A 16,396-nucleotide genomic window follows, 5' to 3' on the forward strand; every position below is an offset into this window, starting at 1 on the left:
GGCGAAAGACCGGGAGAAACCATGCGCCGCCTCGTCCCCCTTCTGCTCGCCTCTGTGCTCCTGGCCGTCCCCGCCCATGCCGAGCAGGATCTGCTCCTCGGTGCCGACATGGGCTCGGCCGCGATGACCAAGGCCGAGATGACCCGCGCCGACGTCGAGGCGCTGATCGCCAAGGCCGACGGCAAGCCCATCGACCTGTCCGACAAGGCGCTCGCCGGCCTCGACCTGTCGGGCCTCGACCTGAAGGGCGCGAACCTGCGCACCGCCCGCCTCAACAAGGCCAACCTGCGCGGCGCCGACCTGTCAGGCGCGAACCTGGAACAGGCCTGGTTCATCAAGGCCGACCTCTCCGGCGCCAAGCTCGTCGGCGCCAAGATGTTCGGCATCACCGCCCGCGACGCCAACCTCAGCGGGGCCGACTTGAGCCGGTCGATGCCCATCGGCGACTTCAAGGGCGCCAACATGGCCGGGGCGACGCTGGTCGACCTCAAGGGCGGCGCCGACATCAAGAACCAGTCCATGGGCCTGATGCGGGCCGTGTTCGTCTCGGTGAACCTCAAGGGGGCCAACCTGAAGGGGGCGAACCTCGGTCGCTCGCGCCTCGAATACGCCGATCTCACCGACGCCGACCTGACCGACGTGGTTCTGATGGGCTCAGACCTGTCGGGGGCCAACCTCACCGGCGCGACCATCGCCGGGGCCGACTTCAAGAACGTCGACGTCACCGCCGCCCGTCTGATCGATCTCAAGGGTCAGGACAGCGCCAAGGACTGGTCGGCCCGCGTGAACGTCGACCGCGCCATCACGCAGGTCTCGAACTGAGCCCTCTTCCACCTCGACCAATCCACGAAGGAACACCATCCATGACCACCCGTCGCATCCTGCTCGCCGCCTTCACCGTCGCCCCCATGCTGTTCGGCACCGCCGCCGGCGCCGCCGAGATGACCTACACCCCCGCCGCGTTCGAGGCGGCCCAGAAGGCCGGAAAGCCGATCCTGGTGCACATTACCGCCCCGTGGTGCACCACCTGCGCCGCCCAGAAGCCGATCCTGTCGAAGCTTGAGGCCGACCCGAAGTTCAAGGACCTCCAGGTGTTCGACGTCGACTTCGACAGCCGCAAGGACGTGGTCAAGAAGTTCGGCGCGACGATGCAGAGCACGCTCATCACCTACAAGGGCGAGAAGGAGACCGGGCGCTCGGCCGGCGAGACCAAGCCCGAGGCGATCTCGTCGCTCCTCGACAAGGCGATCTGAGCCGTCATGGTCACGAGCCTGGGCCTCGCCTTCCTCGCCGGCATCCTCTCGGTGCTGTCCCCGTGCGTGCTGCCGTTGCTGCCGCTGGTGCTCGGCGCGGCGGCGTCGGAGCATAGGCTCGGACCGGCTGCCCTCGCCGCCGGCCTGGCGCTGTCGTTCGTGGTCATCGGCCTGTTCGTGGCGACCGTCGGCTTCGCCATCGGCCTCGATGCCGGCATCTTCCGGACCGGCGCGGCCATAATGCTGATCCTGATCGGGTTGGTCCTGATGGTCCCGGCGGCCCAGACGCGGCTCGCCGTTGCCGCAGGTCCGGTAAGCAACTGGACCGAGAGCCGGTTCGGCGGCTTCTCGACCGCCGGCCTTCTCGGCCAGTTCGGCGTCGGGATGCTGCTCGGCGCGGTGTGGAGCCCCTGCGTCGGGCCGACCCTCGGGGCGGCCTCGTTGCTCGCTTCCCAGGGGCGCGATCTCGGCGTCGTCGCCCTGACCATGCTCCTGTTCGGCCTCGGTGCGGCCCTGCCGCTCCTCCTGCTCGGTACCTTGTCGCGCGAGGTGCTGATGCGCTGGCGAGACCGGATGATGGGTCTGGGCAAGGGGTTGAAGGCGGCGCTTGGATTGATCCTGGTCGTCACCGGCGTGACCATCGTGCTCGGCTACGACAAGGTGCTGGAGGCAGGTCTAGTAAACGCTTCGCCGGCTTGGCTGACGGACCTGACAACGAGGCTCTGAGCCCTCAAGCTATTTCTGTCGAATGAATGTCTGCAACTGCGGTGCACTAACCGGAAGCGGACTAGCAGGAACCCACCCGACCCGGTCGTAGAACGGAAGGACGGGTCTCGACCCAACCACGCCATAGTGAGGGAACTGGCCTTCGCCTGAAAGCAGACGTTTGCCGCGCAGTTCGCTCAACTCCGGCGTGGTCCATCGTCGGCACAAGCCGGTCCGTTCCAGGACCATGATGGGCTAAGTTCTTTTACGCTGCCGTAGGGCCCGGGAGCCGGCGACATGCGTTGCTGGGGCATCAGACTGTGGCGAGGGACGCGACTTGGACGCTGCCCGCACCCGCCCCGGAGGGGGCGGGCATAAAGGCCGCTCCAACGCGGCAGCTACCCTTAACGGCGCGCTTGGCGACGTACATAAGGCGGTCCGCTTCGCGCAGGGCCACCTCCCAATCTAAAACCGTGCTCGGGCGTACGACCAGGGCCCCGATGCTGACGTCTATGGAATGGCCGGATGCCCTGAGCCGGTTAGACAGTTCGGCATGTACCACCCCGACCCGCGTGGCCGCCGCCGCGGCAGTTCCCGCGTGTAACAACAGGACGAACTCGTCGCCGCCGAGCCGGCCGAACCATTCTCCCTCACCGGTCACCAACCTACCGGCCGCGGCGAACCGTCGGAGCACCTCGTCACCCTCGCCATGTCCGAAGGTGTCGTTGACGGCCTTGAAGCCATCGAGGTCGGCGAGCGCCAGGACCGTGACCGGATAGTCCGCTGACTGAGCTCCCAAGGCCGCGCGGGCATGCGCCTCGAACGATGCCCGGTTCAGGGCGCCGGTCAGCGCGTCGTAGCGGGCGGCATGGCGCTCACGGTCATGGACGCGACGCAGGGCGCAGACGGTGGCGACGACGAAAGCGTACGCCCCGAACCGTACCAAGCCGCGGGCTGCCGCAGCGACGGGCGATATGCCCGTGTCGAAGCCATGGATGGGAAGGATGTTGAGGAAGGCCGCGGCAATCGCGACGCCACCGGCCTCACGCCGACCGAGCCTCCAGCCCGCCAGGGCAATCAGAGGGATGTACAGGGGACCCGTACCCACCTCCGGCATGGCACGGTCGAACGCGAGGAACGCCATGAACGAGACCGCAATCACGATCCAGGTCGTCCTGCGCGACAGTCCTTCCAACCGGTCGATGGGGTTCTGGAGATGGATGGAGCGTGTCATCGAGCCGAACGTTTTCAGACCTTCGGATTCGAGGTCTGTCGTGTCGGGTCGATCCTACGGAGGGTTTCCTAACAGGTCCCTGGCCTGGAATGCCGGATCGTAGATCACGCACGCTCCGCCGCGACGCGCACCGCTCCCCGGTGATGCGGCTCTCTCCATCGTGACGATGTCGCCCTCACAGCGAGGCGGCTATGAGATCCTTGATGCGGGTCGCAAGCGTCTCCAGCACGAACGGCTTGGTCAGCACCTGCATCCCCGGCCGGAGGTGCCCGTTCCCGAGGACGGCGTTCTCGGCGTAGCCGGTGATGAAGAGGACCTTCAAGTCGGCGCGTCGCTCGCGGGCGGCGTCGGCCATCTGGCGCCCGTTCATGCCGCCCGGGAGGCCGACGTCCGTTATCAGCAGGTCGATGCGGACGTCCGACTGCAGAACCTTCAGGCCGGAAACGCTGTCTGCGGCCTCGATGGCCGTGTAGCCGAGGTCTTCCAGCACCTCGGTGACCAGCATGCGGACCGAAGGCTCGTCGTCGACGATGAGCACCGTTTCGCCCTGACCGGCCCGTCCGACCTCGGCAAGTTTTCGGGCGACGTCGGCCTCGTCGGCCTCGCCGTAGTGGCGCGGCAGGTAGAGGCAGACCGTCGTGCCCTCGCCGACCTCGGAATAGATGCGGACCTGTCCGCCTGACTGGCGCGCGAACCCGTAGACCATCGATAGGCCGAGGCCGGTGCCCTCGCCTAGGGGCTTCGTCGTGAAGAACGGCTCGAACACCTTGGCCATCAGGTCGGCCGACATGCCCGTGCCGGTGTCGCTGACGCACAGGCTGAGATACTGGCCGGCCGGCATGTCGTGCTGTCGGGCACCGGCCTCGTCCATCCACTTGTTGGCGGTCTCGATGGTGATGCGGCCGCCGTCCGGCATCGCGTCGCGGGCGTTGATGCACAGGTTCAGGAGCGCGTTCTCAAGTTGGCCCGGATCGATGAGCGAAGGCCAGATCCCCGACAGGCCGACGACCTCCAGGTGGATCGCCGGACCGACGGTGCGGCGGATCAGCTCCTCCATGTCCGTGACGAGACGGTTCACGTTGGTCGGCTTGGGATCGAGGGTCTGGCGGCGCGAAAAGGCCAGGAGACGGTGCGTCAGGGCGGCCGCACGCTTGGCCGCGCCCTGTGCCACCGTCATGTAGCGGTCGAGATCGCCCAGGCGTCCCTGCGACATGCGGGTCTGCATCAACTCCAGCGAGCCGGAGATGCCCGCCAGCAGGTTGTTGAAGTCATGCGCCAGGCCGCCGGTGAGCTGGCCGACCGCCTCCATTTTCTGGCTTTGGCGCAGGGCTTCCTCGGTCCTGGCGAGGGTCTCGGCCTGCCGCTTGGCCTCCGTCACGTTCCGAACGGAGGCGTAGATCAGGCCGTCTCGCGGCACGGCATTCCAGGACAGCCAGACATGACTGCCGTCCTTGTGCCGGTAGCGGTTCTCGAAGGTGATCTGTGGCTCGCCTCGCGCCAGGCCGGCCGCCGCCGCCAAAGTGGCCGCGATGTCGTCGGGATGCACGAAGTCGAGGAAGGGCCGGGCCTTCATCTTGTCCTCGGTCCATCCCAGCGTCCGCGGCCAGGCCGGGTTGAGGCTGACGAAGTAGCCTTCGAAGTTGGCGACGCACAGAAGGTCCGAGGATGCCTGCCAGACCTGGTCCCGCTCGGCCGTTCGGGCCGCGACCTGCCCGGCGAGGTCGGCCTCCGTCCGCTTCCGTGCAGTCACGTCGTGCACGAAGACGTGGAAGCCGTCGACGGTCCCGTCGGATGTGCGACGTGGGAGATACCTGATCTCGGCGACGCGGGGCTGTCCGTCACGGCGGGGCCAGTCGAGTTCGAAGGTCACCGCCTCGCCCGACAGTGCCCGGTCCATGTGCGGCTTCCGGGCGGCGTAGGCGGCCGTACCAAGGAGGTCCCTGACGTCACGGCCGACGATCTCCTCGGCCGGCACGGAGAACCAGTCGTCGTAGGCCTTGTTGGCGAACCGATAGACATGGTCGGCGCCGATGAAGGAGATGAGGACAGGCAGCGCGTCCGTGATAAGACGGAGCTCGCGCTCGCTTGCCTCGACCCGCTTCTCGATGGTCCTCCGCTCGGTGATGTCCGAGAAGAAGACGGCCACACGGTGCGCATCCGGGTCTCCGGTCCGCAGGGCCCGTACGTCGAACCAGCGTCCGAACACATCCGCGTAGTGCTCGAAGTGAGCAGGCTCCCCGGTGAGCGCAACGCGTCCGTAGGTATCGAACCAATACCGTTCGAGGTTGGGAGCAAACTCGCTCACCCATCGGCCGGCCACGTCGGCACCGGTCTGCCGTACGAATGCGGGATTGGCCTCGACGATCCGGTAGTCGATGGCACGCTCGCCCTCGAACCGCATCTCGATGATGCAGAAGCCGACCTCGATGCTTTCGAACAGGGTACGGTAGCGCGCCTCGTTCACCCGTAAGGCGGCCTCGCCGAGCGTGCGTTCGGTGACGTCGTGCCCCTCGACGAAGATGCCGCTGACGGCCCCACGGGCGTCAGTGATGGGCTGGTAGACGAAGTCGAGATAGCGCTCGTTGACCGTTCCGCCGGGCACGGCCTGGACGTCGAATCGGGCACCCGTCGCCCTGTGGGCCTGCCCCGACCGGAAGACCGTGTCGAGCAGGTCGACGTAGCCCTGGGCGGCTGCGTCCGGCAACGCCTCGGCCACGGTACTGCCGACCACGTCACGATGGTCGATGGCGCGCTGGTAGGCAACGTTCGTGAGGGCGAAGCGATGCTCGGGGCCGGTCAGCAGGGCGATGAAGCTAGGCGCCTGCTCGAACATCTGCGCGAGCGACGCCGACTGGGCGCGGAGACGGCGCACCTCGGCTTCCAGTTGCTCGCGGGTCAGCATCGAGGGGTCGGACGGATCGGCGGCCTGCATGCAAGGCGGGTTAGGGTTCAATTGTGTTGGACGCGAGAAGGTTGAGCCGTGTCCAACCTATCGCCGCGACGGCATCAACGGGATGTCGGTTGCAGGAAGCCCGGCTGCAGGAGGATCGGTCAGGATCGGTCCTTGTCCGACGCTTCCTCGACGCATCGGAGCGCCGCGAGGTTGCCACGCCCTTCCAGAGCCCTGATGCGGTGATGGCGGCTCAGGCGCAGCATGGCATCGACGGAGGCCTGGTGCCCGTCGTCGCGGAAGGTGTCGGCGACCGCCGCGAAATCACGCGCCGCCCCCTCGTCGGTGACGATGCCGCGTGCCAACGCGTTCGCCAGATCCGAGACGGCTTGGGTCATGCGCTCTCGCCGTCCTTGTACGGAGACATCAGATCGCCTCTGGGATGGCGAGCACAAGGTCCTTCGGACGATAGGGCTTACCGAGGAAGTGACCGTGATCCGGGACCTCGCGGTCGGCTAGCTTCCTTCCGCCGGACGTCACGACCAACCCGATATGGGGCCAGGCATCCGAGACACGTTCCGCGAGGACGAACCCGTTCATCGAACCCGGCATGTCGATGTCCGTGAACAGTACCCGGATGTCCTCCTGGCGTCGCTGGAGGATGGCCCAGGCTGCATCGGCGTGGGGAGCCTCGGTCACCACGAAGCCGGCCTCCTCCAGCATGTCGACCACCATCATGCGGATCAGGCCCTCGTCCTCGACGACAAGGATGTGGGGGGGCGAAAGGGCTAAATCCTGATCCGGCATGGGCTGAATACGTGTCCGTGTCACGGATCGAAACTAACCCGTGATAGAGACAAGCGCCTCGGCCGCCCTTCGTTTCACCTTGGCCATACGATTACGGCCTGCCCAAAGCCCGGATCCCCCCACACGTCCAGGTTCCTGCGTCGCGTGGATGAAACGGCATCGGGGCGAGTTCGGACACCCCGAGTGACATCGTGTGAGGTCGCTTCGCGCCACGGACGTCGCCCTCCGACGTCCCGAAGTGGTTCATGGGCGAACTACTGGAACGCTCGTCGGCGTCCGCGTTGGCCAACCCAAGCGGTCGCCGTCGTTTCAGTGGGCGGTCCGCGGCGCATCCTCGGCTTGAAGACCGGCGAGTGGAGCATCAATCGTGCAGACCACACCGTCGCGCGGGTAGGAAAGGTCGACCTCGCCTCCGAAGTTGCCCGCCAGGCCCCGCCCGATCAACCGCGATCCGAACCCGGTGCGGGTGGGTGGCGCAACGGCGGGTCCACCCGCCTCGGACCAGCGCAAGGCGCAATGGGGCTCGCCGTCCACATCACGAAGTCGCCAGTTGATCGAGACCTGGCCGTTCGCCGTCGAGAGCGCCCCGTACTTGGCCGCGTTGGTCGCGAGCTCGTGGAGCATGAGCGACAGAGACATCGCCGCCTTGGCCCCGACGGTGAATGTCGGGCCGTCCAACACGAAACGGTTCTGGTTGTCCGCGTGGGTCTGCAGGGCGCCTTCAATCAAGGTCTTGATGGGTGCCGCACCCATCTCGCCGCCGAGGAGCAGGTCGTGCGATTTGCTGAGCGCGATCAGGCGACCGGCCAGGACCTCCTTGGCCGCATCCAGGTCGGTTGCCGTGCGCATGGTCTGGGTGGCGATGGATTGGACCATCGCCAGCATGTTCTTCATGCGGTGGCTGAGTTCGAGGTTCAGCGTTCTCTGTCGCTCCTCCGCATCGATCCGGGCCAGTGCGGCGCGGGTCCGGTCGGCAAAGTTGTTGGCGAAGCTGATCTCCTCGGGCTTCCAAGCGTACGGGACATCCTTCAGGGCATACAGGAGTGCCACGAACCGCCCGTGCTCCATCAGCGGCAGGTTGAGGAGTGAACGCACGTGGAGAGCCGCAAGCGCGTCGGCATCCGAGGCGGTGCGGGGGTCGTCGGTCACATCGTCGATGATCACGGCGTGACCGTTCTTCAGGCTCTCGATGTACGTGCCGTAGTCCCGGAAGCCGTGCACGCCGCCGATGCTCGGTATACCCGGCGCCGTCCAACCTTCGCCTATGACGATGGTTTCGTTGTCCTGGTCCACGTCACCGTATCCGGCATGGGACAGCCCGAGCGTGCGTCCCAGGATCTCGGCGGCGACGCGGGCGATCTCCGCCCGGTCGCTCGTGTTGCGCAGGCGGTCGCCGAGTTCTGCCAGCGCCGCCCGCCGCGCCTCGGCCTGCTTGCGCTCGGAGACGTCGATGAACATCGCCGCGAAACGTTGACCCGCCTCGCGATAGGCGCGCACCTCGAAGGCCCGTCGCAGTTCCGGCACCACGATGTCGAACACCTCCGGTATGCCGGTGTCGACGACCCGAGCGTAGGTCTCGATCAACCAGTCGGGAATGTCCGGGATCGCCTCACGGATGGTGCGGCCCACGGTGTCGGCGGGTAAGCCGGATTGTGCCGCGAATGCCGGGTTGATCTCGACGAGCCGGCAATCGATGGCACTGCCTTTCACGTCGCGGATGATCTCGCCGCTGAAGAACCCTTCCTGCATGCCCTCGAAAAGGCCGCGCCAGCGCTTCTCGCTCTCGGCGATGCGCTGTTCGGATACCCGCTGGGCGGTCACATCGCGCGAGACAACGAGCAGTCGGTCGGGGCGGCCGTCCATCCCGCGGATCGGCGTGACCTGCACGTCCCACCACTTCAGGGTGCCCTTGAGCGTCTCGGCCGGTCCCTGGAAATGGCCGGTGCCGCCGGCCATCGCCGCCCAGAAAGCCTCCCTGGCGTCCACGCGGGCTTGTCCCTGCCATAACCCGGTCCAGTCGGAGCCCTGCACCTGGTTGAAATCCTCGGCCTCCATCACGGCCAAGCCACCTTCGTTCATGAAGGTCAGCCTGGCGTCGGGATCGAGCACCTTGATGCAGTCCGCCGAGGAGGACAGCACCTCGCGCATGAACGCGGCGTCGGCCTGCTCCTTGGCCGCGGCATTCCTCTGCTCCGTGCGGTCGCGCAGGATCTTGAGGAAGCCCTCGTGCCGGCCATCCTCGTCCCGGAGTGGCACCATCTCTCCGTTGGCCCAAAACAGGCTTCCGTCCTTGCGACGGTGCCAACGTTCGTCGGTCTCGCGTCCTTGCAACAGGGTGGAGGCCATTTCCCGCTGGGGAATGCCCGACGCGATGTCTTCGTCGGTGAAGAACACGTGGGCGGGCTTGCCGCACATCTCAAACTCGGACCAGCCGAGGATGCGTTCCGCCCCCGGTGACCAGCTCGTCACCATGCCGTCGAGGTCCATCGAGACGATGGCGTAGTCGACCGCGCTCTCCAAGATGGCCTTGTTGCGCCGGTCGCTCTCCTTGCGCAGCCGGAGAGAGCGGCGCAGCTCCAGGGTCGTCACGACTTGGTGCGCCAGGGTGCGTAACACGAACGCCTGCGAGGGCGTGAGCTTGTTGGGCTTCGTATCCAGGACGCAAAGCGCCCCGAGGGCAACGCCATCTGGCGTCCGCAACGGGGCGCCTGCGTAGAAGCGGACCTGGGGGCCCCCGGTCACGAGGGCGTTGTTCGAGGTGCGGGCATCCCGGGTCAGGTCCTCGATCTCGAAGACGTCGTCCTGTTGCACGGTGTAGGCGCAGATCGACTGCGAGAGGGGCGTCTCGGTCTGGCCGAAGCCGGTCTCGGCCTTGAACCATTGGCGGTCGCCATCGAGGAGCGAGATCAGCGACACCGGCATGCCGCAGGCGTCTGACGCCACCTTCACGATGTCGTCGAACTCGGCTTCGGCGGACGTATCGAGAACGGCGTAGCTGGCCAACTCTGCCTGCCTGCGATTTTCGACCCGCTCCCCCTCAACGAACATCGACCTGCCTATTTTTCCTTCGATACCATCCCGGATACGGAGCCGGCCTCGGCGAGGTTTGCCCGTAATTGCCTGAGCCTTCAATGGTATCTCGTCACGCAATCCTACCGGATCCCCCGTGACATCCAGAGGGGGCTTCGTGCCTCGTTGATACAGGCCCTCAGGCGCTCAGGCCGTTCCGACCGGTCGAATGCCGGCGACCTCGCTGAACGAGGTGAAGCGGTCGTACCCGTCGAGGGGAACGTCGAGGCTGCAGCGCAACCCATCCGCGGCGAAGTCGAGCCGAACCTTGCCGTCGAGCTCCCGGCTGACCCCGCCCGTGATCAGGCGCGTGCCGAACCCACGCTTGCCCGGCTCCCGCACCGGCGGACCTCCGCTCTCCTGCCAATCCAGCACGAGCCGCCTGGCCCCGCTCTCGGCGACGACGACGGTCCAGGCGACGTCGACGCGCCCCGCCTCGGTCGAGAGCGCACCGTACTTGGCCGCGTTGGTCGTCAGCTCGTGCACCGTCATGCCGATCGCCAGGACGTAGCGCGGGGGCAGGTCGAGGTCGGTCCCCACGAGGCCGAAGCGATGGTCCTGATCGTCCCGGAAGGGGGAAAGCTCGTTCTCCAGCACGGTGCGCAGGGAGGCGCCGCCCCAGTCGTCGCGCGACAGCAGGTCGTGGGTCTTGGACAGCGAGAGGATGCGTCCCTCCAGCCGTTCGCCCTTGTCGTCGTCGCGGCGGGTCTGCCGCGCAAGCGATTGCACCGTCGTGAGGGTGTTGCGGACGCGGTGGTTCAACTCGTGCAGCATCATCGTCTGACGTTCCTGCAGGACAAGGCTTCGGGCGACCTCGTCGCGCATCTCGCCCTGGTGCCTCTCCAACGAGGATGCCATGGCGTCGAATGCCTCCCCGAGCTGCCCGAATTCGCCGCTCCCGGAGATGCCGGTCCGGGCTCCCAACTCGCCGGCCCGCCAGGCGCTAGCGGCCGCGAGCAGGCGCCGGACGGGCCAGCGAATAAAGGCACGGCCGGCCAGGAGCGCGGCCGCAATCGCCATGGCCGCCCCGAGGCCGATCAGCACCAACCCGCGCCGGGTCGCGGCGTCGATATCGGCGAAGGCCGTTGCCGGCGATAGGCCGACCGCCACCGTGAGGGAGTCGAGATCCTCGGGCGAGGCTGCGGCCACCGCGGTGATGCGGGTATCGCCAATCAGGCCGGGCAGGTCGGCCACGCCACCGCGGTGTTCCGAGAGGGCCTTCCATAAACTCGGAGGAAGCGGCTTGCCCGCCCAGACCTCGTGATCCGGCAGGCGGGCCAGGATCGTGCCTTTACGGTCCGCGACCGTGAGCGTGGCATCCGGCGGCAACCCGGCGGTCGCCTGTCGCGCCGCGAGATAGGACAGGTCTATGCTGGTGATGACGATGCCGTCCGGGCGACCGTCGCCGTCACCATCGACGATGGCCTGTGCGAACTGGATGGTTGGACGGTTTGTGACCCGGCCGGTCACGACCTCTCCGACGGCGAACCCGCCGGAGCGCATCGCATCCTGGAAGTACGCACGGTCGGCGACCGAGTAGGACCCCGCCGGCGACGAGATCGTGTTGCACCGGATGCGTCCGTCCGCATCGACGACGCCGAAGAAGAAGGAGCCGGGTACCTGCCCGACGACCGTGGCGAGGAACGCCGTGCAGGCCCTTGCATCCTTGCCGCGGATCTCGGGCAAGCCGGCCAGGATACCGAGGACCTGCCGCGCACCGCGGCCGAACTGCCCCAAGTCGGCGGCAACGCTCCGGGCCGCGCGCATCGCCTCTTTCCGGACGGCCCGGGCACTGGCGGCGCGGAGCGCGTACTCGTTGTAGCCCTGGACGGCCAATGCCGGGATGAGCGCCAGGACGACCAGGCCCACGATCCGCTTCGTCAGTGACATCGAGGACTTCGTCCTGGGCCTTGGTACCCCCGTCGCGCGTCTCGGGACCTGCCCACCCAAGTAGGCTCGGTTTCCGGGATGGCCATGGCGATCCGTAAGGGACGCGAGGTCACGTGCTCCGCACCTGATCCTTGCGCCCCTCGATCATGGAGCGGATGCGCGTCGCCATGGACTCTATCGGGAACGGCTTGGTGAGCACCGCCATGCCGGGGGCGAGCTGACCGTTGCCGAGGATCGCGTTCTCGGCGTAGCCGGTGATGAACAGCACCTTCAGGTCCGGCCGCGATACCCGGGCGGCATCGGCCATCTGCCGGCCGTTCATCCCCCCGGGCAGCCCGACGTCGGTGACCAGCAGGTCGATGCGCACGTTCGACTGCAGCACCTTCAGGCCGGCCGCACTGTCGGCGGCCTCGATGGCCGTGTAGCCGAGTTCCTCCAGGATGTCGGTGACCAGCATCCGCACGGTCGGTTCGTCGTCGACCACCAGCACCGTCTCACCCTGCTCAGACCGGGGCATGGGGTCGAGCGGGGCCGACCGTTCCTCCTCCTCGGCCTCGCCGTAGTGCCGGGGCAGGTAAATGCACACCGTCGTGCCCTGCCCGACCTCGGAGTAGATGCGGACCTGCCCGCCGGACTGCTGGGCGAAACCGTAGATCATCGACAGGCCGAGCCCCGTGCCCTCGCCGATGGGCTTCGTCGTGAAGAAGGGTTCGAACACCCGCGCGATCACCTCCGGCGGCATGCCGGTCCCGGTGTCGGTGACGCTGAGCGACAGGTACTGCCCCTCCGGGATGCCCTGCTTCCTGGCGGCCTGATCGTCGAGCCACTTGTTGGCCGTCTCGACCGTGATGTGCCCGCCGTCCGGCATCGCGTCGCGAGCGTTGATGCACAGGTTGAGCAGGGCGTTCTCAAGCTGGGACGGGTCCACCAAGGTCGGCCATAGGCCGGACGCGCCTACCACCTCGACCGGGATGCCGGGCCCGACGGTGCGCTGGATCATCTCCTGCATGCCGGCGACGAGCCTGTTCACGTCGGTGGGCTTGGGGTCGAGGGTCTGACGCCGCGAGAAGGCGAGCAGGCGGTGGGTCAGGGCCGCGGCGCGCTTCGAGGCGCCCTGGGCGGCCGCCATGTAGCGTTCGAGGTCCGTGAAACGCCCTTGCTGCATGCGGTTCTGCATCATCTCCAGGGAGCCTGAAATGCCCGCAAGGAGGTTGTTGAAGTCGTGCGCCAGTCCGCCAGTCAACTGGCCGACCGCCTCCATCTTCTGAGACTGCCGCAGCCTCTCCTCGGTCTCGACCAGGACGGCCGACCGCTCGGCGACACGCTGTTCGAGCGTATCGTTCAGGCTCCGCAACGCGGCGATGGCCCGGTCGCGCTCCGCCTCGACGCTGCGGCGCGTCTCGACGTCGAGGAGGACGCCCGGGAAGCTCTGGGGCGTGCCGTCCGGTGCGTGGTCGACGCGCCCGTTCGCCTCCAGCCAGTAGTATTTCCCGTCCGTGCGCCGGACCCGGTACTGATGGGCATAGGCTCCGCCCCGGGCGATGACCTCGTCGATGGCCTCGGCAAGGCCCGCCTGGTCGTCGGGGTGGACCGTTGCCACGATCTGCGCCAGCGGGATGCCATCCCTGCCGAGCGTCGGGTCGAGCCCGAAGGCGTCGGCGAACGCATCGTCGACCGTGAAGCGGTCCGTCGTGAGGTCCCAGTTCCAGGTTCCGATGATGGCGCCCGCCGCGAGCGCCAGTTGCACCCGCTCCACGTTTCTCCGGGCGAAGGCCTCGCTGGCGCGCAGTCGTTCCTCGGCCGTACGGCGTTCGGTGACGTCGTTGAAGATGAGCGCGATCTGCCGGTCGGCCGCGTCCCCGACCGGGACTGCCCGGACGTCGAACCAACGACCGAACGCCTTGGCGTAGCTCTCGAAGTTCTCCGGCTCCCGGGTTCTCGCGACGCGTCCGTAGGCCTCGAACCAGAAGCGCTCCAGGTCGGGGGCGAACTCGGTGACCCACTTGCCGCGCAGGTTGACCCCGGCCTCGCGCTCGAAGGCTGGATTGGCTTCGATGAACAGGTAGTCGACCGGCACGTCGTCTGCATCGAACTTGACCTGCACGATGGCGAAGGCGGCCTGGACGGTATCGAGGATCGTGCGGAAGCGTTCCTCGCCCTTCCGCAGCGCCTCCTCGACCTTCCGCCGCTCGGTTTCGTCCCGTGCGATCTTGAGGAAGCCGAGCTCCCTACCGGCCGCGTCGCGCAACACCCGCAACGACCCGTTGAGGAAAGCCCTGCCGCCGTCCTTGCGCGCATGCCAGCGGACGTCCGGCGACTGGCCGTCCAGGCGCGCGCAGGCCGCTTCCTTGGCCGGCTGGCCCGCCTGGACATCCTCCGGCGTGAACAGCACGTCGGCGCTCCGCCCGATGATCTCCCCGGCGTCGTAGCCAAAGATCTCTGCCGCCCCGGCCGACCAGCTCGTAATAGTCCGCTGGCCGTCGAAGGTCAGGATGGCATAGTCGGTGGCCGCCTCGACGATGAGGCTCAGTCGCTGCTCGCGCTCGCGCAGTTCCTCGGTCGCCGCATGCATCTCGGTGACGTCGTTGCCCTCGACGAAGATGCCGGTGACGGATCCCGCCTGGTCGCGGATGGGCTGGTAGATGAAGTCGATGATCCGGCGCTCGCTCGGCGCGCCGGGCGTACGCTCCAGCCAGATCTCGACCCCCCGTCCGATGAACGGCTCACCGGTCGTGTAGACCCGGTCGAGCAGGTCGAAGAACGGCTGCCCGTCGATGTCCTTGAGGGCTTCCCGAACGGTGAGGCCGATCACGTCGCGGTCGCCGATCAGGCGCCGGTAGGCGTCGTTGGTCAACTCGAAGCGATGGCTCGGCTCGCGCACCACCGCCATGAAGCTCGGGGCCTGCTCGAACATCTCGCGCAGACGGTCTCCCTCTGCCCTCAGGGATACGTTGATCCCTCGCAGGGTGCCCTCCAGCCCCTTGCGTCGGGTGGTCTCGGTCAGGATCGAGATGACCCCGCCGACCCCGTTCGGTGCGGTCTCGTCGTCGATGGGGCTGAACCCATAGGTCCAGTAGGCGTCCTCAAGCCGACCGTTGCGCAGGATCGGCACGTGTTGGTCCTCGTACCAGGTGTGGCCGCCGCCCTCGCGGACCTTGGCCACCTCCGATCCGATGACGGGCCAGATCTCGCCCCAGCTCTCGGCGGCCGGCCGTCCGAGGGCGGAGGGGTGACGTTCCGGGCCGGCCGATGGCACGAATCCGTCGTTGTAGAAAAAGATCCCCTCCGGTCCCCAGAAGATCTGCATGGGGTGGTGGCTGTTGAGCAGCAGTCGGATGGCCGTGCGCAGGCCCGACGGCCAACGCTCCGGCGGGCCGAGCGAGGTCGAGCCCCAATCGAAGGCGCGCATCCGCGTCGCCATCTCACCCGGGCCGGAGAGGAAGGACATCATCGGTCGGTTCCCCGGGCTTCGGGCAGGATGGCATCCGGTCGTGCCTTCGGGGGCGCGCCGGGCTCCGTCGCCTCAACGGCAACGATCCTGCCGTCCCTCGCGTAGGTCGCCCCGAGGACGGTCCGGAAGTGCTTTCTCACCCGGGCGTGGCAATCGCAGGCGGCGGCCTCCGTTCGTGCCCTGTCGAGCATATGGATGCGTCCATGGCCGAGATGGATCAGGCCCTCGCGCTGGAGCTCGGCGAGTACCGCGGCGATGCGCGAGCGGCCGACCCCGAGCATGCTGCCCACCACGACCTGCGTAACCGGCAAGGCATCGGTCCCGAGCCGGTCCTGAAGGCCAAGGAGCCAGCGCAGCACGCGCTGCTCGATGGGGTGGCCGGCGTTGCAGGCCACCGACTGCAGGACCTGGGCGAGCATGCAGTCGGCGTAGCGCACGAACAGGTCGTTCAGCGTGGGCGATGCCTGCTTGGCCTCGCGGAGGCGGTCGGCATCCATGCGGAGGGCCGAACCCTCGACGAGGACGACGCAACGGGTAAAGGCCGGCAGATACCCTTGGCTCACCACTCCGCCGATGGCGCCCTCGTGCCCGACCGTAGCGGTCTCGACGGTGCGGTCTCCGCCCAGGCGAACGACGAGGGTCGCCACGGTCCGGTCAAGGGGGAACGTGACGTGCGAGACATCCTCGTCCACCTCGAACAGCGTGTCTCCACGAAGATGGTCGCGTCGTATGACATGCGGTTCAAGCAGTGCCGCGTCGGGCGCGGCGAGCGCGGACAGGAGCAGGTTTCCCTCGAAGGGATGGGGCGGGTGCCTCAAGGTCGGGCTCGGTGTTCGCAGCCGGCCCATGCGCGTCCGGGGAACGGCGTATGCCATGCGCATCGATTGTCCACAATCGGACGATTGATTGCTTTCGGGAACGTGATGTGATCGCCGGCCTCACCAAGCGTTCGACGGTTTAGCTCTCGCCTTTATTAGCCCGAACCGGCTCGGCATGGACCGTACGCTCAGCGGTCGGCGTTCCGCTTGATCGTCCCCGGGTTGTCGCAGCCACCTTCGAGACGTCCGGCCGGGTCGGGTTGGAACACGGGAAGGCAC

At 67.4% G+C, this 16,396-nt stretch carries 11 protein-coding genes; 3 read left to right on the forward strand and 8 right to left on the reverse strand.

The annotated features are described in order from the left end of the window. Window positions 1–21 precede the first annotated feature (21 nt). The 3 genes from FV226_RS11235 to FV226_RS11245 are packed head-to-tail and all read left to right on the forward strand — an operon-like array spanning window position 22 to window position 1,979. Complete coding sequence (locus FV226_RS11235) at window positions 22–822, forward strand: pentapeptide repeat-containing protein (protein ID WP_147762961.1); 801 nt, start codon at window positions 22–24, stop codon at window positions 820–822. A gap of 41 nt (window positions 823–863) precedes the next feature. Then, window positions 864–1,253, forward strand: coding sequence for a thioredoxin family protein (locus FV226_RS11240; protein ID WP_147762962.1), 390 nt, complete (start codon window positions 864–866; stop codon window positions 1,251–1,253). Window positions 1,254–1,259: 6 nt separating this feature from the next. After that, window positions 1,260–1,979 carry a cytochrome c biogenesis protein CcdA gene (locus tag FV226_RS11245; protein WP_147762963.1) on the forward strand — a complete coding sequence of 240 codons (720 nt, stop codon included), beginning with the start codon at window positions 1,260–1,262 and terminating at the stop codon, window positions 1,977–1,979. Between the two features lie 292 nt (window positions 1,980–2,271). Here the strand turns inward: FV226_RS11245 and FV226_RS11250 are convergent, their stop codons facing one another. The 8 genes from FV226_RS11250 to FV226_RS11285 all read right to left on the reverse strand — a co-directional run bounded on the left by FV226_RS11250 (window position 2,272) and on the right by FV226_RS11285 (window position 16,117). After that, window positions 2,272–3,192 (reverse strand): GGDEF domain-containing protein, encoded by a 921-nt coding sequence (locus FV226_RS11250; RefSeq protein ID WP_147762964.1) that lies wholly within the window; start codon window positions 3,190–3,192, stop codon window positions 2,272–2,274. Between the two features lie 175 nt (window positions 3,193–3,367). Beyond that, window positions 3,368–6,124, reverse strand: coding sequence for a PAS domain-containing protein (locus FV226_RS11255; RefSeq protein ID WP_246691561.1), 2,757 nt, complete (start codon window positions 6,122–6,124; stop codon window positions 3,368–3,370). A 119-nt stretch (window positions 6,125–6,243) separates the two neighbouring features. Next, on the reverse strand, window positions 6,244–6,480 hold the full coding sequence (locus FV226_RS11260; RefSeq protein ID WP_147762966.1) for a hypothetical protein: 237 nt from the start codon (window positions 6,478–6,480) through the stop codon (window positions 6,244–6,246). A 28-nt stretch (window positions 6,481–6,508) separates the two neighbouring features. Beyond that, complete coding sequence (locus tag FV226_RS11265; RefSeq protein WP_147762967.1) at window positions 6,509–6,889, reverse strand: response regulator; 381 nt, start codon at window positions 6,887–6,889, stop codon at window positions 6,509–6,511. A gap of 309 nt (window positions 6,890–7,198) precedes the next feature. Next, window positions 7,199–9,937: a PAS domain-containing protein gene (locus FV226_RS11270; protein WP_147762968.1), complete on the reverse strand. Its 2,739-nt coding sequence runs from the start codon at window positions 9,935–9,937 to the stop codon at window positions 7,199–7,201. A gap of 168 nt (window positions 9,938–10,105) precedes the next feature. Next, window positions 10,106–11,848, reverse strand: coding sequence for an HWE histidine kinase domain-containing protein (locus FV226_RS11275; RefSeq protein WP_147762969.1), 1,743 nt, complete (start codon window positions 11,846–11,848; stop codon window positions 10,106–10,108). Between the two features lie 109 nt (window positions 11,849–11,957). Further along, window positions 11,958–15,296: a PAS domain S-box protein gene (locus tag FV226_RS11280; protein WP_210246509.1), complete on the reverse strand. Its 3,339-nt coding sequence runs from the start codon at window positions 15,294–15,296 to the stop codon at window positions 11,958–11,960. After that, on the reverse strand, window positions 15,296–16,117 hold the full coding sequence (locus FV226_RS11285) for a Crp/Fnr family transcriptional regulator (RefSeq protein ID WP_246691562.1): 822 nt from the start codon (window positions 16,115–16,117) through the stop codon (window positions 15,296–15,298). Before FV226_RS11285 ends, FV226_RS11280 begins: the two co-directional genes overlap by 1 nt. Window positions 16,118–16,396 lie beyond the last annotated feature (279 nt).

Source organism: Methylobacterium sp. WL12, from assembly GCF_008039475.1.
Lineage (GTDB): Bacteria > Pseudomonadota > Alphaproteobacteria > Rhizobiales > Beijerinckiaceae > Methylobacterium > Methylobacterium cerastii.